This window comes from Nocardia sp. NPDC004340 (assembly GCF_053602575.1).
Genome location: NZ_JBSGDW010000001.1, coordinates 465755 through 485564, shown reverse-complemented (window position 1 = coordinate 485564; position 19810 = coordinate 465755). Strand labels below are relative to the sequence as shown.

General features: G+C 70.0%; 18 protein-coding genes. 10 read left to right on the top strand and 8 right to left on the bottom strand.

From position 1 onward, the window contains the following. Positions 1 to 18: 18 nt before the first annotated feature. The 3 genes from ACWEOI_RS01955 (at position 19) to ACWEOI_RS01945 (ending at position 3867) form a co-directional block, all read left to right on the top strand. Positions 19 to 1140, top strand: a complete 1122-nt coding sequence (locus tag ACWEOI_RS01955) for an MBL fold metallo-hydrolase (RefSeq protein ID WP_452358716.1) — start codon at positions 19 to 21, stop codon at positions 1138 to 1140. A gap of 34 nt (positions 1141 to 1174) precedes the next feature. Further along, the gene (locus ACWEOI_RS01950) at positions 1175 to 1462 is read left to right on the top strand and encodes an antitoxin (protein WP_452359182.1); all 288 of its coding nucleotides are present in this window, start codon (positions 1175 to 1177) and stop codon (positions 1460 to 1462) included. A gap of 131 nt (positions 1463 to 1593) precedes the next feature. Then, on the top strand, positions 1594 to 3867 hold the full coding sequence (locus ACWEOI_RS01945) for an ATP-dependent DNA ligase (RefSeq protein WP_452358715.1): 2274 nt from the start codon (positions 1594 to 1596) through the stop codon (positions 3865 to 3867). Here the strand turns inward: ACWEOI_RS01945 and ACWEOI_RS01940 are convergent. Then, complete coding sequence (locus ACWEOI_RS01940) at positions 3864 to 4508, bottom strand: isochorismatase family protein (RefSeq protein ID WP_433670493.1); 645 nt, start codon at positions 4506 to 4508, stop codon at positions 3864 to 3866. The genes ACWEOI_RS01945 and ACWEOI_RS01940 overlap by 4 nt on opposite strands. A 72-nt stretch (positions 4509 to 4580) precedes the next feature. Next, complete coding sequence (locus ACWEOI_RS01935; protein ID WP_452358714.1) at positions 4581 to 5582, bottom strand: NAD-dependent epimerase/dehydratase family protein; 1002 nt, start codon at positions 5580 to 5582, stop codon at positions 4581 to 4583. Between the two features lie 86 nt (positions 5583 to 5668). Here ACWEOI_RS01935 and ACWEOI_RS01930 point away from each other — a divergent pair, with 86 nt between their 5' ends. The 4 genes from ACWEOI_RS01930 (at position 5669) to ACWEOI_RS01915 (ending at position 10067) form a co-directional block, all read left to right on the top strand. Beyond that, positions 5669 to 6286: a TetR/AcrR family transcriptional regulator gene (locus ACWEOI_RS01930; RefSeq protein ID WP_452358713.1), complete on the top strand. Its 618-nt coding sequence runs from the start codon at positions 5669 to 5671 to the stop codon at positions 6284 to 6286. 145 nt (positions 6287 to 6431) lie between these two features. Then, on the top strand, positions 6432 to 8504 hold the full coding sequence (locus ACWEOI_RS01925; RefSeq protein WP_452359181.1) for an ABC transporter ATP-binding protein: 2073 nt from the start codon (positions 6432 to 6434) through the stop codon (positions 8502 to 8504). Next, the gene (locus ACWEOI_RS01920) at positions 8501 to 9265 is read left to right on the top strand and encodes a CbiQ family ECF transporter T component (protein WP_433670499.1); all 765 of its coding nucleotides are present in this window, start codon (positions 8501 to 8503) and stop codon (positions 9263 to 9265) included. Before ACWEOI_RS01925 ends, ACWEOI_RS01920 begins: the two co-directional genes overlap by 4 nt. Before the next feature lie 148 nt (positions 9266 to 9413). Then, positions 9414 to 10067 (top strand): ammonium transporter, encoded by a 654-nt coding sequence (locus ACWEOI_RS01915; RefSeq protein WP_452358712.1) that lies wholly within the window; start codon positions 9414 to 9416, stop codon positions 10065 to 10067. A 27-nt stretch (positions 10068 to 10094) separates the two neighbouring features. Here ACWEOI_RS01915 and ACWEOI_RS01910 read toward each other — a convergent pair whose 3' ends face one another. Further along, positions 10095 to 11324 (bottom strand): lipase family protein, encoded by a 1230-nt coding sequence (locus ACWEOI_RS01910; protein ID WP_433673232.1) that lies wholly within the window; start codon positions 11322 to 11324, stop codon positions 10095 to 10097. Between the two features lie 242 nt (positions 11325 to 11566). Here ACWEOI_RS01910 and yczE point away from each other — a divergent pair, with 242 nt between their 5' ends. Beyond that, positions 11567 to 12208, top strand: a complete 642-nt coding sequence (gene yczE / locus ACWEOI_RS01905; protein ID WP_452358711.1) for a membrane protein YczE — start codon at positions 11567 to 11569, stop codon at positions 12206 to 12208. 14 nt (positions 12209 to 12222) lie between these two features. On the opposite strand, the gene ACWEOI_RS01900 is transcribed toward yczE, so the two are convergent. Continuing rightward, a complete protein-coding gene (locus ACWEOI_RS01900) occupies positions 12223 to 13695 on the bottom strand; it encodes a flavin-containing monooxygenase (RefSeq protein WP_452358710.1) in 1473 nt (490 codons plus the stop codon). 97 nt (positions 13696 to 13792) lie between these two features. Between ACWEOI_RS01900 and ACWEOI_RS01895 the strand changes: the two genes are divergently transcribed. After that, positions 13793 to 14860 carry an AraC family transcriptional regulator ligand-binding domain-containing protein gene (locus tag ACWEOI_RS01895; protein WP_433670507.1) on the top strand — a complete coding sequence of 356 codons (1068 nt, stop codon included), beginning with the start codon at positions 13793 to 13795 and terminating at the stop codon, positions 14858 to 14860. Here the strand turns inward: ACWEOI_RS01895 and ACWEOI_RS01890 are convergent. The 4 genes from ACWEOI_RS01890 to ACWEOI_RS01875 all read right to left on the bottom strand — a co-directional run bounded on the left by ACWEOI_RS01890 (position 14841) and on the right by ACWEOI_RS01875 (position 18762). After that, positions 14841 to 15620, bottom strand: a complete 780-nt coding sequence (locus tag ACWEOI_RS01890; RefSeq protein WP_433670509.1) for a metallophosphoesterase — start codon at positions 15618 to 15620, stop codon at positions 14841 to 14843. The two genes, ACWEOI_RS01895 and ACWEOI_RS01890, sit on opposite strands and share 20 nt — an antisense overlap. Positions 15621 to 15754: 134 nt before the next feature. Then, positions 15755 to 16564: an RluA family pseudouridine synthase gene (locus ACWEOI_RS01885; RefSeq protein WP_452358709.1), complete on the bottom strand. Its 810-nt coding sequence runs from the start codon at positions 16562 to 16564 to the stop codon at positions 15755 to 15757. Between the two features lie 14 nt (positions 16565 to 16578). Beyond that, complete coding sequence (locus ACWEOI_RS01880; protein ID WP_452358708.1) at positions 16579 to 17937, bottom strand: WS/DGAT/MGAT family O-acyltransferase; 1359 nt, start codon at positions 17935 to 17937, stop codon at positions 16579 to 16581. Between the two features lie 84 nt (positions 17938 to 18021). After that, positions 18022 to 18762: a HalD/BesD family halogenase gene (locus ACWEOI_RS01875; protein ID WP_452358707.1), complete on the bottom strand. Its 741-nt coding sequence runs from the start codon at positions 18760 to 18762 to the stop codon at positions 18022 to 18024. Between the two features lie 162 nt (positions 18763 to 18924). On the opposite strand from ACWEOI_RS01875, the gene ACWEOI_RS01870 reads away from it, so the two are divergent. Continuing rightward, on the top strand, positions 18925 to 19788 hold the full coding sequence (locus tag ACWEOI_RS01870) for an LLM class flavin-dependent oxidoreductase (protein WP_452358706.1): 864 nt from the start codon (positions 18925 to 18927) through the stop codon (positions 19786 to 19788). Positions 19789 to 19810 lie beyond the last annotated feature (22 nt).

Genomic DNA, 19810 nt, shown 5'->3' with positions numbered 1-19810 from the left:
GCGCGGAGACTGGTAGGTATGGCAGCGGGCGCTTTCGGTCTTTCCTGGGTGTTTCGGGCGGCATGGGGGATTCCCTCGGCCATGGGTGCGTCGATCTCGGCGATCGCGCCGACCGCGCGCGGGGCGACCACCTATCGCAATCGGCAGTTCCACAACACCGAACCGAGCAGTCAGCTCAGCGGTTCTCCGCTGGAGTTGCTCTATCAGCTGGCCACCCAGCGCAATAACGGCCGCCCGTCCGGGACCATCCCGCTGGTGACGCCGGAACTGCCGGAGCAGGCCGGGGAACTGGCGGTGACCTGGTACGGGCACGCCACCTGCCTGGTCGAGGTGGACGGCTACCGGGTGCTGACCGATCCGGTGTGGAGCGAGCGGGTGTCGCCGTCGCCGCTGGTGGGCCCGGCCCGCCTGCACCCGGTGCCGTCGCCGCTGTCGGCGCTGCCGCCGCTGGACGCGGTGCTCATCTCCCACGACCACTACGACCACCTGGATCGCGACACCGTGACCGGCCTGATCGAGGGCCAGGACTGCGTGTTCATCGTGCCCGTCGGCATCGGCGCGCATCTGCGGCACTGGTCGGTGCCGGAGCACCGCATCGTCGAATTGGATTGGGCCGCCTCGGTTTCGCTGTCGGAGCTGCGGCGCGACCGCGGTGACGGCACGGACCTGGTGATCACCTGCTCGGAGGCGCGGCACTTCTCGGGTCGCGGTCTGGTGCGCAACACCACGCTGTGGGCGTCGTGGTCGATCGCGGGCCCGACCCGGCGGGTCTACTTCGGTGGTGACACCGGCTATACGAAGGCGTTCGCCGAGGCGGGCGCGCGCATGGGCCCGTTCGACCTGACCCTGCTGCCCATCGGCGCCTACGACCGGCACTGGCCGGACGTGCACATGAACCCGGAGGAGGCGGTCCGCGCCCACTCCGACCTGTGTGTCGGCGACGCGGAGTTCGGGGTGCTGGTGCCGATTCACTGGGCCACCTTCAATCTGGCCTTCCACGGCTGGTCGGAGCCGGTGCGCCGACTGGTCGAGGCGGCGGAGGCCGCCGGGACACGCATCGCCGTGCCGAAGCCCGGCCAGCGGATCGACCCGATTGGCCTCCCACCACGGGATTCGTGGTGGGAAGATGTTCGCCAATAACGGACCGGAGTGAAGGAGCAGGGCTGTGAGTCTCATGGACACGCTCAAGGGCTTGGTCGGCAAGGGCAAAGAGGTGGCGGCCCAGAACGCCGAGAAGATCGAGCAGGCGGTCGACAAGGCCGGTCAGGTGATCGACGAGAAGACCGGGGGGAAGTACTCCTCCCAGATCGACAAGGGCACGGACGCGGTCAAGTCGGCGCTCGGGACCGACGCGGCCGAGGGCGCGGCGGCGGCCCCCGCGGCGGAGCCGGCGCCCGCCGAGGCGGCGGCCGAACCCGCCCCGGCCCCGGAAACCCCGGAAGGCGAACAGCCTCCGGCGTAGTCGTAGCGGTCATCCACGGGCCGTTCGGGAGTGGCGGGGCAGCTCCGCCGCTTGACCCGAACGGCCCGTTGGCTTTTCACCGGCCTTCCGGGTTGCCGGTTTTCGGCGGGTCCCGGCTCTAAACTGCTGTCATGGGGTCCCGCAGGGATTTCGGGGGCATCGAGGTTGGGCTGACCAACCTCGACAAGGTGCTGTACCCGGCCACCGGGACCACCAAGGGCGAGGTCATCGACTATTTCACCGCCATCGCCCCGGCCCTGCTGCCGCATATCGCGGAGCGGCCGGTGACCCGCAAGCGCTGGCCGAACGGCGTGGACGAGCAGTCGTTCTTCGAGAAGAATCTGGCCGAGCACGCGCCGAAGTGGTTGGCGCGACGCACCGTTCAGCATTCCGACCGGCCGGTCACGTATCCGCTCATCGACACCGTCGCGGGCATGGCCTGGCTCGGCCAGCAGGCCGCCCTGGAATTGCATGTGCCGCAATGGTGTTTCGACGGCCCCGAGGTCGGCGACATCACCCGGCTGGTCTTCGACCTGGACCCCGGGCCGGGCGCCGGGCTGGCGCAATGCGCCGAGGTCGCGCTCATCCTGCGCGATGTGGTCCGCGAGGTGGGCCTGCCGGCGTACCCGGTCACCAGCGGCTCCAAGGGAATTCACATCTACGTCCCGCTGGACCGCAGGCTCGGCCCGAACGGGGCCTCGGCCGTGGCCAAACAGGTCGCCACCAATCTGCAGCAGCTGCGCCCCGAGCTGGTCACGGCCACCATGGCCAAGTCGGCGCGCGAGGGCAAGGTGTTCCTGGACTGGAGCCAGAACAATCCGGCCAAGACCACCATCGCGCCGTACTCGCTGCGCGGCCGCGCCCAGCCCTGGGTGGCCGCGCCCCGGTCCTGGGCGGAGATCGAGAAGCCGAAGAAGTTGCGGCACTTGACCTTCGACGAGGTCCTGCGCCGCTTCGGGGATCAGGGCGACCTGCTCGACGGACTCGACGACGCGGTGCCGCGACCGGATCGGCTCGACACCTACCGATCCATGCGTGACCCGGGCCGCACCCCCGAACCGGTGCCCCCGGGCCCACCGGCGGACGGGCCGGGCGATCGTTTCGTCGTGCAGGAGCATCACGCCCGCCGCGTGCACTGGGACGTCCGGCTGGAACGCGACGGCGTGCTCGCCTCCTGGGCCGTGCCCAAGGGCCCGCCCACCGACACCGGCGAGAACCGGCTGGCCGTGCACACCGAGGACCACCCCATCGAGTACCTCACCTTCCACGGGTCCATCCCGAAGGGCGAGTACGGCGGCGGCGAGATGACCATCTGGGATTCCGGCACCTACGAGACCGAGAAGTGGCGTGACGACGAGGTCATCGTGTGGCTGCGCGGACAGCGGCTGAGCGGGCGGTACGCGCTCATCCAGACCAACGGCAACCAGTGGCTCATGCACCTGATGAAGGATCAGACGCCGCCGGGCGGCAATGGGAAGGAAGGCGCGGGGGCGCAGGCGGTCTCGACGCCGCGGACGCCCGCGCCCATGCCGCGCGGTGTCATGCCGATGCTGGCCACCGCCGGTGACGTGACCACGCTCGACGCCGAACAGTGGGCGTTCGAGACCAAATGGGACGGGTTCCGGCTGATCGCCGAGATCGAGGACGGCGCGGTGACCCTGCACAGCCGCGCCGGGCACGTCGTCACCGGGAAATACCCCGGCCTGGCCGTGCTCGGCGAGGAACTGTCCGGCCATTCCGCGGTGCTCGACGGCGAGGCGGTGGTCTTCGACGATCACGGCGGCGCGAATCTCGGCCTGCTGCGCGCGGATTCGGGCCGCGCGGTCTTCCTGGCCTTCGACCTGCTGTACCTGGACGGCACCTCGCTGATCCGCAAACGCTACGACGATCGGCGGCGCGTGCTGGAAGCCCTCGCCGGGCAGGCGCGTTCGCTGATCGTGCCGGCGCGGTTGCCGGGGTCCGGCGCGGACGCGCTGCGCTACAGCCAGGAGCACGGCATGGAGGGCGTGGTCGCGAAGCGGCGCGACTCGGTCTACCTCCCGGGCCGCCGCGGCCAGTCCTGGATCAAGACCCGCAATTGGCGGACGCTGTCCGTGGTGATCGGCGGCTACCGGCGTTCGGCGGCGCGGCAGTTCGCGTCCCTGCTGGTCGGCGTCCCGCATCAGGGCGAGCTGTACTACCTGGGCCGGGTCGGCACCGGTTTCAGCGAGCAGGAGATGAGCGATCTCGCCGACCGCCTGCGCCGGCTGGAACGCAAGACCAGCCCGTTCGACAACGAGCTCACCGCCGACGAGCGCCGCGACGCGGTCTGGGTGACGCCGAAGCTCACGGGCATGGTCCGCTTCCAGAACTGGACCGAGACCGGACGCCTGTGGCATCCGGCCTGGATCCCCGGCTCCGACTAGCTCGACTTCTCCAGCAACGGAATCAGGCTGTCGGAGTCGGTGACGATGGCGTGCCCCTGGAATTCGAAGTCCTCCCAGGCGCGCTGCTTGCCGGGCTCGTCGCGCCCGCCGACCCCGTCGCGGACGACGACCGGCACGAAGCCCAGATCGGTGGAGTGGCACACCGTCGGCGCGATCCCGATCTCCAGCGCGACGCCGACGATGGCGTAGGACCCGATCCCGAGGTCACGCAGCGTCGAGGCGAGCGGGGTGCCCTCGAACGCCGACATCGACGTCTTGTCGAAGACGACCTCGCCCTCCCGCGGTTGCAGTTCCGGCACCAGCTGGAAGCCCGGGGTGTCGCGCTGCAGGATCGGGACCACGTCGTCGATGGAGTCCTTGCCCTGCCAGGTCATCGCCATCCGCATGGCGAAACTGCCCATGAGCCGCTTGGGCAGGAAGAAGTGCCGCAGGAAGATGATCGGGTAGCCGCCGCGCCGCGCGGCCTCGACCACGCGCACGACGCGCTCGGTGATCGCCGGGCCGTCGTCGAGCTGGCCCAGCACTCCGGCCTGCATGTCGTAGACGATGACCGCCATCTTGTCCGGTGCGCACACATCCTCGAGCGTCTCCGGAATCTCCACACCGTTGCCGCGCCGCATAAGCCCTCCGCAATCGCTTTCTGCCCCACCCTCTTTCGCCACCCTACGCCTGTGCGGAACGGTGCCGGACGGTCAGGCGGCCGCGGCGCGGGCGGGCTTGGGCGCGGGGACGAGGCCGAACCGGACCAGGCTGTCGGCGGTGTCCAGCAAGGAGTCGGCGACCGGGCGCATGGTCCAGTTCAGTTCGCGGCGGGCCTTGTCCGCGCTGACGGTCTCCTTGCGACCGAGGTAGCGGACGGCGGTGCGGGCGTCGGCGTTGAAGGCGGCGCTCAACCGGACCAGCCAGTCGGGCAGGGCGCGGGTGGGGACCTGGTAGCGGCCGGCGAGTATGCGGGCCATCTCGGGGAAGGCGATGCTGTCGCCCGCGCAGATGTACCGGTTGCCGGCGGCGCCGGGGGTTTCCATGGCGAGACGGTGGGCGACGGCGAGGTCGCGCACGTCGACCGTGGCGAAGTTCAGGCGCGGCACGCCGGGCATGCCCCCGGCGAGCAGGGCGCGGATGCCGTCCACGGAGGTGCCCGCCTCGGCGCGCAGCACGGGCCCGATGATCATGCCCGGATTGATCACAGCCAGTTCGAGTTCCGGGTGTTCGGCGGCGAAATCCCAGGCGGCGCGCTCGGCCAGGGTCTTGCTCTTCGGGTAGGCCTCGCAGGCCGCGAGGTCGGACCAGTCGGCCTCGGTGAGCAGGCGGCCCTCGTGCCCGGCCTGGATGGCGGCGATCGAGGAGGTGACCACGACGCGTTCGACGCCACCGGCGGCGGCCGCGCGCAGCACCCGCAGAGTGCCGTCGACGGCCGGGCGGATCAGGTCGTCCTCGTTTTCCGGCGCGTCGGAGGGGAAGGGCGACGCGGTGTGCAGCACGTACCGGCAGCCGGCGACGGCCGCCGCCCAGCCCGCGTCCGCGCCGAGGTCGGCTTCGACCAGTTCGATGCCGGGCAGCAGTGCGGCCACGTCGGCGGCGCGGGCGGCCGAGCGGACCGTGCCGCGCACTCGATAGTCGTGGCCGAGCAATTCCTGGATGACATGCCCCGCGACATACCCCGAAGCACCGGTGACGAGAACGAGATCGGACATCTCCGACTCCAATCTGAGCAGTGTTTAGAATCTGAACAATGTATAGATTGCGAGGCCGCGCGCCGTCAACCCCTTACGCTCATGCCATGCCGCCGACCAAGGACCGCTATCACCACGGAGACCTCCGCGAGGAACTACTGCGCGCCTCTCTGCGGCTGATCGAGTCCGAGGGCCTGGCCGCGGTGAGCCTGCGCAAGGTGGCCCGCACCGCGGGCGTCAGCCCCGGCGCGCCCTACCACCACTTCGCCGACCGCGCCGCCCTGATGTCCGCCCTCGCCGCCCGCGGCTTCGAAATCCTCGGCGCCGCAATGACATCCGCCCGCGACACCGCCCCCGATCCGCGCGCCGCCCTGATCGCCATGGCCGACGGCTACGTCGCCTTCGCCCGCGACCACGCCGCCTACTTCCGCATCATGTTCCGCCCCGAACTCTCCCAGCCGGACAAACACCCCGACACCGAAGCCGCCGGCGACGCCGCCTACGCCGTCCTCGTCGACGCCGTCGCCGCGGCCGCCGACTCCGGCTTCCTCCCCGCCACCGACACCGAAACCACCACCCTGGCCTGGTGGTCCCTCGCCCACGGCATGGCCTCTCTCACCGTCGACGGCAAATTCGCCCTCCGCGCCACCCAATCCGGCACCACCCCGGAAGCGCTGACCGACCGCATCACCCGCATCTTCGCCGACCTCATCGACCCGAGCTGAATCCCGCCCCGCCGGATTGTGCGGGTGGTGCCCGGACTCTGTGGAGATGTTGAGAGGTCTGCGGGGGTCGGGGCCCGGACACGGCAGACTGGTAGACGTGACCGATTCGTACCGGATTCGCGGCGGCCTGGCCGAGCCCGTCGGCGTGGCGCAGGCCGGAAGAACCGAGGGGCCGACGCTGCCGCACGGGGCGTTGCGGCCCATCGAGCTGGCGGCCGGAGCCGTGCTGGGCGGGGCCACGGTGGGGCTGGTGACCCTCGGGTCGCTGGTGCCGTTCGCGGCGGTGCTGCAGTTGGTGGCCGCCGTGCCGATGGGACTGCTCGCGCACCGGCATCGATTCCGGGCGCAGTTGGCGACCACCATCGCGGGCACGCTGGTGACGTTCGTGGCGGCGGGTCTGCTGCCCGCGGAGAACCTGGTCGGCGTCGCCGTCATCGGCGGCATCATCGGGACGGTGAAGCGGCGGCGCGGCGGGCTGCCCGCGGTGGTGGCGTTGTCGGCGATGGCCGGGTCCGTGATGGCGACGCTCACGATCGGGATGCTGCTGGTGTTCTCGCGGTCGCGGAACCTGCTGTTCGACAGCATCCGGAACTCCTCGAAGGGTCTGGAGAGTCTTGCGGCGAAGCAGGATGCGCTGCAGCCGATCGGGCGCGCGATCGCCGGGTACACCGACACCATCCTGCACTGGTGGTGGGCATTCGTGGGCGGCGGAATCATTGCCGCGATGCTGGTCAGCGGCGTGTTCTCGTGGTTCGTGCTGGGGCGGGTGCTGGATCGGCTGGCCTGGCTGCCGGGGCGGGACAGCCTGCTCGACGCGCCGGACGATCCGCGACCGGTCGCCCCGCTGCCGGTGACCTTGCGCGGCGTCACCTTCCGCTATCAGGGCGCCCGCGCGGATGCCCTGCACGGCATCGATCTGACCGTCGATGTCGGCGAGTTCGTGGCGGTGGTCGGGCACAACGGGTCCGGAAAGTCCACGCTCACCAGGATTCTCGCGGGCCGTCCGCCCACCTCCGGAACGGTGACCCGCCCGGGCGCGGCGGGCCTCGGCGTGCGCGGCGGCACCGCGATGGTGTTGCAGCGACCCGAGAGTCAGACCCTGGGCGTGCTCGTCGCGGACGACGTGGTGTGGGGTCTGCCCACCGCGGACGCGGCGGCCGTGGACATCGACGGACTGCTCGCCGAGGTCGGATTGACCGGCATGGGCGGGCGTGAGACCGCGACGCTGTCCGGCGGCCAGCAGCAGCGACTCGCCGTCGCGGCCGCCCTGGCCCGGCAGCCCACCCTGCTCATCGCCGACGAGGCGACCTCGATGATCGACCCCGAAGGCCGCCGCGACCTGGTCGCACTGCTGACTCGCCTGCCGCGTCGCCACCCCATGGCCGTCGTGCTGGTGACCCACCACGAAGCGGACGCGTCCGCGGCCGACCGGGTGATCCATCTCGAACAGGGCCGTTCGGTCGCGCACCTGCCCGCCTGGCCGCGTCCGGCCGGCGACCCGCGGCGTCGGCCGATGGGTGAGCCTGTTCTCGAATTGACCGGGGTCGGCCACACCTACAACCGCAGCACCCCGTGGGAAGCGCCCGCCGTGCACGATGTCGACCTCAGCGTCCGGCGGGGCGAGGCCCTGCTCATCGTGGGCGGCAACGGGTCCGGCAAATCGACACTCGCGTGGATCATGGCCGGGCTGACCGTGCCCACCTCGGGCACCTGCACCCTGCGCGAACCCATGGGCACGACCCATCCGGTGCACAAGCGAATCGGGGCCGTGCAGTTGGCTTTCCAGCATTCCCGCCTGCAGCTGCAGCGTCAGGACGTGGGCGAGGAGATCGAGGACTGGGGCGGCCGCGGCAGTTACGCGGTGGCCCGCGCGCTGGACGAGGTCGGTCTGGACCGGAGCCTGGCCACCCGATCGATCGAGGAACTCAGTGGCGGCCAGGCCAAACGCGTGGTGCTGGCGGCCATCGTGGCCAGCCACCCGCACGTGGTGGTGCTCGACGAGCCGCTCGCCGGACTGGACCCCGAAGGCCGCGCGGGAGTGGTGGAACTGCTTGCCCGCCTGCGTGATTCGGGTCTGACCCTGATCGTCATCTCGCACGACGTGGCCGATATGGCCGCCGTCTGCGACCGCACCGTCCACCTGCGCGACGGCCGGCTCGTCGAGAACGCCACCGCCGCGGCGCCGTACGCGCACGACTTCACCGGAGGTCTCCGATGAGCAGCGTCGTCCTCCGTGAGGTCCCCGTCGACAGCCCCGTGCATCGACTGTGGGCCGGCACCAAGATGATCGCCGTCTTCGCGATCAGCCTGCTGCTCATGTTCATCCCGTCGTGGGCGCTGCTCGGGGTGGCGGCCGCGTTCCTGATCGCGGTCTTCCTGCTGGCCCGCCTGCCGCTGGGCACGCTGCCGCGTTTCCCGTGGCTGCTCTGGCTGGGCATCGCGATCGGCGCGGCCATCAACGCGCCGGTCGGGTCGTCCGCGCTGCTGCGGTACGCGCAGGTGATCGTGTTCGGATTCCTGCTGCTGGGCGCGTCGTTCCTGGTCGCCTGGACCACGCCGATGGGTGAGGTCGCGCCCGCGCTGGCCCGGCTCGGCGCGCCGCTGAAGCGAATCGGCTGGACCCGCAACGGGGTTCGCCACTCGGTGCCCGTCGACGAGTGGGCGGTGGTGGTGGCGCTGACGCTGCGCGGCCTGCCGCTGCTGCTCGAGGAGATGCGCCTGCTGCGGGCGGCGCGGCGGCTGCGGCCCAAGGATTCGCTGCTGCACCGCGCCGCCGAGAATCCGCTCGTCGACATTCTGACCGCGAGCATGGCCGTCTCCAGCCGCCGTGCCGGCGAGCTCGGCGAGGCCATCACGACCCGCGGCGGCACCGGCGAGTTGACCGCCCGGCCCAGCTCGCCGGGACGCGCCGATGCGGTGGCGCTTCTGGTGGTGGGATTGGTGTGCGCGCTCGGAATCGCCGTGGAACTGGTCATATAGGACGACGCGGCCCGAAAATCATCGAGGTTGTCGGCATCGCACGTTACCGTGAGGCGCGTAGAGCGCGTTGCCGAATAGCAAGCGGGCTCAGGGCGGACACACAAGGGGGAATTCTTCAACCTGAGCCGTGTGTTGCCACAAAAACCTGATGAAGATTGGAAGACCCATGATGCTGCGCAAGATCACCGCTGTCGCCGCGCCGGTAGTCACGGCCGTCGCCATCGCCGGAGCCGGTGTGGCCCACGCCGACGCCACGGTGCCCGATATCGGTTACCAGACCCAGCTGGTCGGCAACACCGTCGTCACCACCCTCACCGACGGCACCTTCGACCTGTCCGGCGGCGCCGTCGATATCAAGGACGCCTCCGGTGCGACCGTGCTCGAGCTGCCACTGTCCTTCACCCAGGACGGTCTGAGCTACCCGGTGCCCGCCACCGTCAGCGACGACGGCACCGTCCTGAACATGACCGCGGTCAAGGATGTCGCGGCGGCCACCCCGGTGCTGCGCCCGGTGGCGTCGCTGGCCGAGAACCAGCTGGCCATGCAGACCTTCGCCAGCCAGTTCGGCATCGCGACCGCCATCGGGAGCTTTGTCGGCCTGGCCCTCGGCGCGGTCGTCGGTCTCATCGGATTCGCCGGTGGTCCCGCCGGCCTCGCGACGGTGCCGGTCGCGGCCACCGTGGGTGCCATCATCGGCACCCTGGTGGTCGGCGGCCCGGCCCTGCTCATCGCGGGCGTCGACCTGATCAGCACGCTGACCGCGGCGCCCGGCACCACCAAGTGGGCGAACCCCGGCGCGTAAGGCTCCGGCCGCCGGGTGCGCCGCGCCTCAGCGCACGGTGCACCCGGCGGTGACCGGCTCGCCCGCGAAGCGGTCGGCCAGGAAGTCCATGGCGCCCAAGGCTTCTATCACCGCCGCCGGGTTGTGTCCCGGGATGTCCGAGTGCACGGCGGTGAGGGTCGCGCCCAGCGCGCAGTAGCGGTCGACGAGATCGCTGAAGCCCCGAGACGGGATCACGTCGTCGGAATTGCTGTGGTACAGGTACAGCGGCACGTCCGGCGCCCAGCCACCCAGTTCCTGGCGATCGGTGACGGACCGGAAGACCTGGCTGCCGAGGATGTCCGGGATCGCCGAGTAGTCGTCAATGTGCCGGAACGCGTGGTGGGCCACGAGATCGCTTCCGCAGGAAGCGGATTCCTGTTCGATCAGCGCGCGGCCACTGTCATTGAGCGAGTCCGACAGGCCGGGATCGTTGCGTGTCATGGCGATCAGGATCAGCACCCCCAGTCCGGCCTGTACGCTGCCGTCCACGCCGCTGGCGATGGCGGGGATGTCGGCGGGGACGCCGCCGGAGCTCACCCCGGAGAACCAGAGCTCGGGCGCATAGCTCGCCCGCAGCTGCATGGCCCACAGGGTCGCGAAGGCCCCGCCGGAATAGCCCCAGGCCCCGAGCGGGCTGGCATCGGTGATGCCCAGCGGTGCAAAGGCTTTGGCGGCGCGAACGCCGTCCAGGACCGCGCGGCCGGAGTTGATTCCGTCGAAGAATCGGGACTGCGCGCCCTCGTAATCGGACACCACCACCGCCCAGCCGCGCCGCAGTGCCTCGGTCAGGAACGGCACGTCGAGCAGGGTGTTGGTGATCGCGAGGTCGCGGCCCCCGCCCAGTGCGAACGATGGGGCGCAACGGGTTCCGAGACTGTCCTCGGCAATTTGATACGACAGCAACGGGCGATCCCCGGGCCCGGTCCACGGGGTGAGCGGAGCCATCACCGTGGCCACGTCGGCGGCGGCCTGCCCGGCGGAATCGGTGGTGCGGTATCGCACCTGCCAGCCCGCGACCGGTAGCGGCAGCCCCAGGACGGCGATCGGCCGGGAATCGAGAATCGTCCCGTTTCCGTACTCTCCCAGGTCGATTGGCGTCGAATAGAACGGGTCGGCGTCGGGAACCGGAATCTCCGCCCTGGCGCCGGGCCCGGCGATCACCGCCGCCAATAGGGCCGCCGCGCCGATCAGCCCGATCCGCCACCCCGATCCGAACCATGCGCCATCCCGCCGCATCACGCCTCCAGCGTCGCACTTCCCGACACTCCGGACACCACGGACCCGCTGTTCGCGCCTGATCACTCCGGCACATCGGAGACCCCAAGGTACTGCCGTCGTCCGACCCGGTCAATGGCGTCCCGCGCGCCGTAACTACGGCGTTGCGCGGTTTGTCACACGAAAAGATATATCCAGCAAGAAGTCCAGCTCTTCGTAACTGGATCTACCGTTTGCATGCCAGTTGCCGCCATGCTCGACCAATGCTGCGTCGCCTCCTCGCCCTCTACATCGGACTCTGGCTCTACGGCCTCTCCATGGCCGTCATGATCCGCGCCGCCCTCGGCCTGGACCCCTGGGACGTCTTCCATCAGGGCGTCGCCGACCACGTCCCGCTGAGCTTCGGCACCGTGGTCGCGATCACCGGCGCGGCCGTCCTCCTGGCGTGGATTCCCTTGCGCCAGTGGCCAGGTCTGGGCACGGTCAGCAATGTGGTCGTCATCGGCGTCTCGGTGGACGCCGGCCTCTGGCTGCTGCCGGAGTTGCCCGGGCTGCCGCTCCGGATCGGGGCGATGGGCGCGGCCGTGGTCCTCAATGCGGTGGCGACGGTTCTCTATATCGGCGCGGGGATGGGTCCGGGTCCGCGCGATGGCCTGATGACTGGCCTGGTTCGCCGTACGGGCCGACCGGTTTGGGCCGTGCGGACAGGGCTGGAGGCGACCGTATTGTCCGTAGGTTGGCTGCTCGGTGGCAGCGTCGGCGTCGGCACCCTGGTGTACGCGTTCGGCATCGGCCCGCTGATCCAGCTCATGATCCCGTTCGTGGACCGCTACCTGCCGGGCTTCCACGAGGCGGAACTCGCGCCCGAAGCGGAGCCGGACACTCGGGAGGAGTTGGCCATCTGAGGGCGGTGTCCGGACTACTGGAATTCGTGTGGCTGGGAACCGACCTGGGTGAAGGTGTAGTCGGGGAGGTGGAGGTCGCGGGTGCGGCGGCGGTAGCTGCGGGTGGTGCCGGGCCAGTTGTTGGTGATCCGGCCGGAGGCGGTGCGGTACCAGCTGGTGCAGAAGTTCCAGGGGGTGCGGGCCAGGCGGTGCTGGAGGGCGTCGTTGTAGGCGCGTTCGGGGTCGGGGCGGACTTCGAGGTAGGTGCGGGGGCGCTCGCCGAGGAGTTGCAGGGCGCGGCGGATGTAGCGGGCCTGGGATTCGATCATGTAGATGATGGAGCCGACGCCGAGGTTGGTGTTGGGGCCGTAGACCAGGAACAGGTTGGGGAATTCGGGGACGGTGATGCCGAGGTAGGCGTGTGCGCCGCCGTCCCAGGCGTCCTCCAGGTTGCGGCCGCCGCGGCCGCGAATCTTCATGGGCCACAGGAATTCCGTGCCCTTGAAGCCGGTGCCGTAGATGATCACGTCGGCCTCGTGCAGCGCGCCGTCGGCGGTGCGGATGCCCTCGGGGACGATCTCACCGATGGCGGTGGTCTCCACGGTGACATTGGGTTCGCACAGGGCCGGGTAGTAGTCGTTGGAGAACAGCGCGCGTTTGCAGCCGATCGGGAAGTCGGGGGTGAGCTTGGCGCGCAGCTCCGGATCGGCGACCTGCTCCTCGAGATGCTTCGCCGCGATCCCGGACACGACCCGCGCGATTCCGGGGAACTCGACCAGGCCCAGTGCCAGGAATTCGGCCATCAGCCACCACGAGAGCCGTTCGGCCACCGGCATTCCCGGCACCGCGACCAGCACCCGCTGATGCACCGGCTTGTAGTCGGTGTCGAACTTGGGCAGCACCCAGGCCGCGGTGCGCTGGAACACCGTCAGGTGCGCGGCCTGCGGCTGGATCTCGGGAACGTACTGGATGGCGCTCGCGCCGGTCCCGATGCAGGCCACCCGCTTGCCGGCCAACTTCACGTCGTGATCCCACTGCGCCGAGTGGAAGGATTCCCCGGCGAACCGTTCGATCCCGGGTATCGGCGGCATGGCCGGTCGTGACAGCTGCCCGACCGCCGAGATCAGCACGTCGGCGGTCCGGGCCACCCCGTCGGCGGTCCGTACCGTCCACTGCCCGGTCGTCTCGTCGAATTCCGCCTCGCTGACGTCGGCCCCGAACACGATGTGGTCGCGCAGCCCGTGCCGATCGGCGATCCCGCGCATGTACTCCCAGATGTCCTCGCGCGTCGAATACCGCTGCCGCCACCTCGGTTTGGGTTCGTGCGCGAAGGAGTAGAGCGGTGACGGCACATCGCAGGCCGCCCCGGGGTAGGTGTTCTCCCGCCACACTCCGCCCAGGTCCGCGGCCCGTTCCAGAATGGTGAATTCACGGAAGCCGTTGCGTTGCAGCTCGATCGCCATGCCGAGCCCGCCGAACCCCGCGCCGATGATGATGACCTCCGGCATTGTGGTGCTCCTCACACATCGAAGACTCTTCTCAGGGTAGGAGCGCTCGTCGAATTTAGTGGGCGACCGGATCGAGAATTTCGGCCATAATCAGGCTATGGGCACGGTGCAGGAGGCGGGAATCCGGGATTGGGACTTCCCACGCGGCGTGGCGAGTGTCGCGCTCATGGTCGGTTTCGCACGCGAACACGGGGTCCCGGCGGCGCGGATGCTGCAGGGCAGCGGGCTGAGCGAGCGGCAGCTGGCCAACCCGGACGAGCAGATCGACGCGCACACCGAGCTGGCGGTGATCCGGAATCTGGTGCGTGAGCTGGGTGCGCGCCCGAACCTCGGGCTGGAGGTGGGCCGGCGGTACCGCATCACCACGTTCGGTATCTTCGGTTTCGCCTGCGTCAGCAGCCCAACCCTCGGAGAGGCCATCGCCTTCGCCCTGCGCTACCTGGAGTTGAGCTTCACCTTCTGCATCCCGGCGGCCCGCTGGCGGCCCGGCGAGTTCGTGGCCCGGATCCACGACGAGGGCGTGCCCGCCGATGTCCGCCGTTTCCTGGTGGAGCGTGATGTCACCGCCATGCACCAGATGATGTCGGATCTGACCGGCAACCGGATCCACCTGCTGCGCGCCGACTTCGACTTCCCGGCCCCCGGCAGCCTCGACATGTACACCGAAATCTACGGCGTGACACCGACTTTCGAGGCCGATCACAACCTGTTCACGATGGATCCGGCGGTCCTGGAACGGCCGCTGCCGCAGGCCAACGAGCACACCTGGGCCATGTGCCTGGCGCAGTGCCGCGAACTGGTGTCGCGCCGCCGCGCCCGCACCGGCATCGCCGCGGAGGTGCGGGAGCGGCTGGTGCCGCGCGGCGGACTGGACGGTTTCGCGGTGCCGCCCGGAATCGACTCGGTGGCACGGGATCTGAACATGAGCACCCGCACCCTGCGCCGCCACCTGGACGCGGCGGGCACCAGCTACCGCCAGCTGCTGGACGAGGTGCGGCGCGCGCTGGCGGAGGAGATGCTCACCGCCACACCGCTGTCGGTCAGCGATGTGGCGATCCGGCTCGGCTACGCGGAGGCGTCGACCTTCATCCACGCCTTCAAACGCTGGACCGGCACCACCCCGTCGGCGTACCGGCGCGGCGCGGTCAGTCCAGCGGTTCGCTGAGCCAGCCGCCCATGGCGATGGGCCGGAACATGGACAGCAGCCGGCCGTCCTCGATGGAGTGGAAGATGATCGACGGGTCGGGCGCGAAGTCGATCGGCACGTGTCCCGGTGCGGCCGTTTCCCATTCGCAGCCGATGGTGGAGGACACGCTCGGCGCGACGATCAGCGGCTTGCCCGCGAACTGGGTCATCAGCCCGGCGTGCACGTGCCCGGTGAGCACCGCGGCGATCCGGTCGTCGCCGGCCACGATCTCGGCCAGCCGTTCCGGATTGGTGAGCCGGATCGGGTCGACCACGGTGGACCGCACCGGCACCGGCGGATGGTGCATGGCGATCAGCACGGTCTGGTCGGCGGGGGTGGCGGCGAGCAGGTCGGTGAGGAAGTCGTAGGTCTCGTCCTCGAGCATGCCCTCCGGTTTGCCGGGGATGCTGGAGTCGAGCAGCGCGAGGGTGACACCGTCGACGCGGTAGGACTGGTTGATCGGGCCGGTGCCCTCGGCGCCGGGGAACAGGACGCTGCGCATATTGCCGCGGTCGTCGTGATTGCCGGGCAGGATCAGCACGGGCAGATCGGCGGTCAGCGCGGCGCGGGCCTGCTGGTATTCCCCCGGCTCGCCCTCGTCGGCGATGTCGCCGGTGACGATGATGGCGTCGGGTCGCCGCGGCAGCTCGGCCAGGAACGCCATCACCCGTTCGGCGCGTTCGACATTGCGTGCGCCCATATTGAAGTGGGTGTCACTGAGCTGAGCGAGCAGAACCATCGGCGTTCGCTTTCTGTCATGGGTCGCAGCATTGCGCCCGGCTGTGCCGCCGCACCGCAGCACCCCATTCAGGCTAATTGACCTGCCCGGATGTGGTCGTGGTGAGACCCGCCACCCAATATAGCGAACGCAAATCAGTGACCCGGTGATGTGGTGCGGGCCATGAGTTCGCTTGCGCTGCTCAGCAGTTGCCGAGGGTCGTCCACCACGGTGGCGTCGCCGACGCGCCAGAAGTCCGCACCCGGCTCGGCTTCCAGCTCCAGACGGCCCGACGGCCGCCAGGACGCGTCCAGCGACAGCCGCCAGGAGTGCAGGTGGGTGCGGGGGAACGCGCCGGACCTGTCGAAGAGCGGGTCGCCGGCGATGGCGTGGCCGATCCAGGCCAGGTGGACGCGAATCTGGTGCCGCCGCCCGGTGATCGGGCGCAATGCCAGGACGGTGCTGTCCGCGCCGCGAGCCAGCGTGGTGAATTCGGTGACCGACGGATAATTCTTGCCCGCCAGCACATCCTGGTCGTCGACGCGCCAGGTGTCGCCGTCGCGGCGGATGCTCTCGCGGGGCGCGGCGATGCGCACCCGGTTCTTGCGGCCCACGCTCAACGGCAGGTCGATGACGCCGCGGTCGGGGAGCCCGGTGGACGCGGTGACGGCCAGGTACGCCTTCTCCACGGTCCGCTTGTTGAACTGGCGGGTGAGCTGCCCGTGCGCGGGCAGCTCCCTGGCCAGCAGCACCAGACCCGAGGTGACCTTGTCGATGCGGTGCACCGGGTAGAGCGTCTCGCCCTGCGCGGCGGCCATTTCCACGATGTCGGTGTCGTGGCGTTCACCGGTGACGGAGATCCCGGCGGGCTTGTTCAACGCCAGCACCGCCTCGTCCTCGAGGAGCAGGCATTCTTTCCGCAGTTCGGGCCACGACATCACCCGCTCCAGCGTAGCGAGGGCCAACTCTCGGCTCCGCGTCAGGCGACCGCTTTCTCCAGCTCGGCCAGACCGTTCTCCAGATGGTCGATCATGCGATCGAGGTCCGGCACCGTGCGGCGGCAGCCGACCAGACCGAAGTCGAGGTTGTCGCCATTGGTGGTGAGCGTGATGTTCATGGCCTGCGATTCGAAGGGAATCGAGAGCGGATAGTTGGCGTCCAGCCGCGCGCCCTGCAGGTAGACCGGCTTGCGCGGTCCCGGCACATTCGAGATCACCAGGTTGAACGGCATGCGCGGCAACGCCTCGAAACCGGGTAGCAGGGAGACGCCCAGCGGCGTCATCAGCGCGGCCGACAGCAGCATCGCCTCCAGCTTCGGCAGCTGCGTGAACACCTGCTTGGCGTCGCGCATGGAGGTGCGGATCTGTTCGAGTCGCTCCACCGGGTCGGCGAGGTGGGTGCCGAGGTTCGCCAGGCAGGCCGCGACCATATTGCCCTCGGAGGTGTCGGCCTCGGCGGCATTGCGGATATTGACCGGGACCATGGCGATCAACGGCTCGTCGGGCAGCGCGTCCCGCTCGAGCAGGTAGGCGCGCAGCGCGGCGGAGCTCATGGCCAGCACCACGTCGTTGACGGTGGCCCCGGTGGCCTGCCGGACGTCGTTGATCCGTTCCAGCGGCCAGGACCGCACGGCGATGCGCCGGGCCCCGCCGATGGAGGTGTTGAGCAGGGTGCGCGGCGCGGTCATGGGCAGGGTGAGCCGCCCGTCCAGGGCGCCCCGCAACGGCGCGGCGATCGACCCGCTCGCGCGCAGCAACCGCGGCACCGCCTTCCGCACCTGGGCCCACGGGCTCTCGGGTTCGGCGCTGTCGTCGCGCGGCACCGGCGGGGTGCCCCACGGGACGGCGATCCGGGTGTCGAGCGGGTCGTCGGTGAGGGTGCGCTGCAGCAGCCGCATGGCCGAGACGCCGTCGATGAGGGCGTGGTGCATCTTCATGTAGAGCGCGAAGCGGCCGTCGCTCAGGCCCTCGATGAGGCGGCCCTCCCACAGTGGCCGGTGCCGGTCCAGCAGGATGCCGTGCAGACGCTCGGTGAGATCCAGCAGATCACCCATGCCGCCGGGCGCGGGCAGCGCCGATCGGCGCAGGTGGTAGCCGAGATCCACGGTGTCGGCGTGCGACCAGGCGAGGCTGGAGAAGCCGCCCAGGAGCCGGCTGGGTTTGCGGCGGAAGCGGGTGCGGACCTGGGTGCTCGCGGCCATGGCCTCGAACAGTTCGTGGGTGTAGTCGGGGCCCGCGTCGGCGGGCGGCTCGAACAGCTGGAGGCCACCCACGTGCATGGGGTGCTCGCGGGATTCGATGGCCAGGAATATCGCGTCGAGCGGATTGAGAAGGTCCATGGGAGCCGCCTTTGCCGGGTGGGCACAACTGCCCGGAGCGGAATACGGTGCGGCGACGCTGCCCCCCGCTGCGTTAACAGAAAATCAGGCTATCACTGTCTGTGATTCGGCTCTCGTTGAGCGTTTGAGCAAACCTACGGCATCGCGTTCCGTCCGGGCCGCAAAGGACATGGCGACGGTGGTTCGGCGGCCGTGCGCGAACGGGTGCACGCGATGCAGGGTGGTGTCGGTGCGGAGCAGGTAGAGATCTCCGGGGCCGAGTTCCCAGGAGTGGATCGGATTGCGCGTCAGGATCCGGTGCACGTCGGCGTCGTAGGGGTCGGGGCAAGTGTGCGCCACCGTCTGCACGAAGCCGCCCTCGGCCAGCGGCGGGCATTCCACCACCAGAACCAGCGTGAAAGCGTAAGCGTCCCAATGCCATCGGCCGAGCGCGTCGTCGTGCCGGCGGCGGCTGACGTGGAAGCGCTCGGGTTCGGGGCAGGGCAGCACGGGTTCGGCCGTGATCACGGACAGGCTGTGCCGCAAGGGTTCACAGTCGTAGAGCCGGGGGATGCAGGCGGTGTGGGCCGCGACGTCGGCGCCGGTCAAGTCCACTTGCTGGCGGGCCAGGCCCTCGCCCTCGGGGAGCAGCTCGCCCCACTGCCGATGGTGGTCGAGCAGGGCGAGGGTCTCGGCCGCGAGCACGCGTTTGACCCGGTGCGGGAGCAGGAAGCTCAGCTTGGCGATTCCGGTCTCGGCCAACCGTTTTCGCGCGTGGTCCAGAGCCGAGGGATCGACCTCCCTCAGGTGCCGCCGAGCCGTATCGACCGTGTTGTGAACCCGCATCGCGCACGCCCTTTCGGATTCGATTGTATTGCGTTGTCCGGCAACGACTGTGGAGTTGGGTTTCCGCTCGATCACGATATGGAACGGATATCTTCGCCGGACGCGCCGAATCGGCCCGATATCGCCCGCACCCCGGGCCCGCGCGGTAGCTTGATAATTGCTATGGCGGATTACGGGCATGAGCTCAGGTTCGGCATCTTCGTCCCGCCCGATGCGGCGCGCGGGCGTGCCCTGCTGCGCCTGGTCCGGCAGGCCGACGACTCCGGGCTGGAAGTGCTGGCCGTCCAGGATCATCCGTATCAGCCCGCCTTCCTCGACACCTGGACCCTGCTGTCCTATCTGGCCGGCGTCACCCGCACCCTGACCCTGATGCCCGCGGTCGCCAATCTGCCGTTGCGCCAGCCCGCGGTGCTGGCCCGCAGCGCCGCCAGCCTGGACCTGCTCAGCGCGGGCCGCGTCGAACTGGGTCTGGGCGCGGGCGCGTTCTGGGACGCCATCGAGGCCATGGGCGGCGCGCGCCGCACCCCGGGCCAGGCCCTGAGCGCGCTGCGCGAGGCCATCGGCGTGCTGCGCGCGCTCTGGGGCGAGGCCGACCGCTCCCGCCTCCCCGGCGACTTCTACCCGCTGCGCGGCGCGAAACCCGGCCCGCTCCCGGCACATCCGATCGGCATCTGGCTCGGCGTCTACGGTCCCCGCGCGCTCCGCCTGACCGGTGAACTCGCCGACGGCTGGCTCGGCAGCGCCGCGTACGCCCCGCCTGTCACCCTCCCGGCCCGCATGGCCGCCATCGACGACGCCGCCCGATCATCCGGCCGTATCCCCGCCCTGATCCGCCGCGCCTACGTCATCGACCCCACCATGAGCCCGCCCCAGCTCACCGACCTCGCCCTGACTCAGGGCATCAGCCAGTTCCTGCTCCCCGTCGATCCCGAAGGCGAGCGCCCCACCCAGCATTTCGCGGCCGAGACCGCGCCCGCGGTTCGAGCGGCGGTCGCCGCGGCGCGCGCGGGGCACCCGCCTCTTTAGGGTTGCGGGGCTGAGCCCCGCG

Excerpts from the sequence above, each read along its gene's own strand:
- ACWEOI_RS01955 (WP_452358716.1), top strand. The coding sequence starts at position 19 with ATGGCAGCGGGCGCTTTCGGTCTTTCCTGGGTGTTTCGGGCGGCATGG.
- ACWEOI_RS01950 (WP_452359182.1), top strand. The coding sequence starts at position 1,175 with ATGGACACGCTCAAGGGCTTGGTCGGCAAGGGCAAAGAGGTGGCGGCC.
- ACWEOI_RS01945 (WP_452358715.1), top strand. The coding sequence starts at position 1,594 with ATGGGGTCCCGCAGGGATTTCGGGGGCATCGAGGTTGGGCTGACCAAC.
- ACWEOI_RS01940 (WP_433670493.1), bottom strand. The coding sequence starts at position 4,508 with ATGCGGCGCGGCAACGGTGTGGAGATTCCGGAGACGCTCGAGGATGTG.
- ACWEOI_RS01935 (WP_452358714.1), bottom strand. The coding sequence starts at position 5,582 with ATGTCCGATCTCGTTCTCGTCACCGGTGCTTCGGGGTATGTCGCGGGG.
- ACWEOI_RS01930 (WP_452358713.1), top strand. The coding sequence starts at position 5,669 with ATGCCGCCGACCAAGGACCGCTATCACCACGGAGACCTCCGCGAGGAA.
- ACWEOI_RS01920 (WP_433670499.1), top strand. The coding sequence starts at position 8,501 with ATGAGCAGCGTCGTCCTCCGTGAGGTCCCCGTCGACAGCCCCGTGCAT.
- ACWEOI_RS01915 (WP_452358712.1), top strand. The coding sequence starts at position 9,414 with ATGAAGATTGGAAGACCCATGATGCTGCGCAAGATCACCGCTGTCGCC.
- ACWEOI_RS01910 (WP_433673232.1), bottom strand. The coding sequence starts at position 11,324 with ATGCGGCGGGATGGCGCATGGTTCGGATCGGGGTGGCGGATCGGGCTG.
- yczE (WP_452358711.1), top strand. The coding sequence starts at position 11,567 with ATGCTGCGTCGCCTCCTCGCCCTCTACATCGGACTCTGGCTCTACGGC.
- ACWEOI_RS01900 (WP_452358710.1), bottom strand. The coding sequence starts at position 13,695 with ATGCCGGAGGTCATCATCATCGGCGCGGGGTTCGGCGGGCTCGGCATG.
- ACWEOI_RS01895 (WP_433670507.1), top strand. The coding sequence starts at position 13,793 with ATGGGCACGGTGCAGGAGGCGGGAATCCGGGATTGGGACTTCCCACGC.
- ACWEOI_RS01890 (WP_433670509.1), bottom strand. The coding sequence starts at position 15,620 with ATGGTTCTGCTCGCTCAGCTCAGTGACACCCACTTCAATATGGGCGCA.
- ACWEOI_RS01880 (WP_452358708.1), bottom strand. The coding sequence starts at position 17,937 with ATGGACCTTCTCAATCCGCTCGACGCGATATTCCTGGCCATCGAATCC.
- ACWEOI_RS01875 (WP_452358707.1), bottom strand. The coding sequence starts at position 18,762 with ATGCGGGTTCACAACACGGTCGATACGGCTCGGCGGCACCTGAGGGAG.
- ACWEOI_RS01870 (WP_452358706.1), top strand. The coding sequence starts at position 18,925 with ATGGCGGATTACGGGCATGAGCTCAGGTTCGGCATCTTCGTCCCGCCC.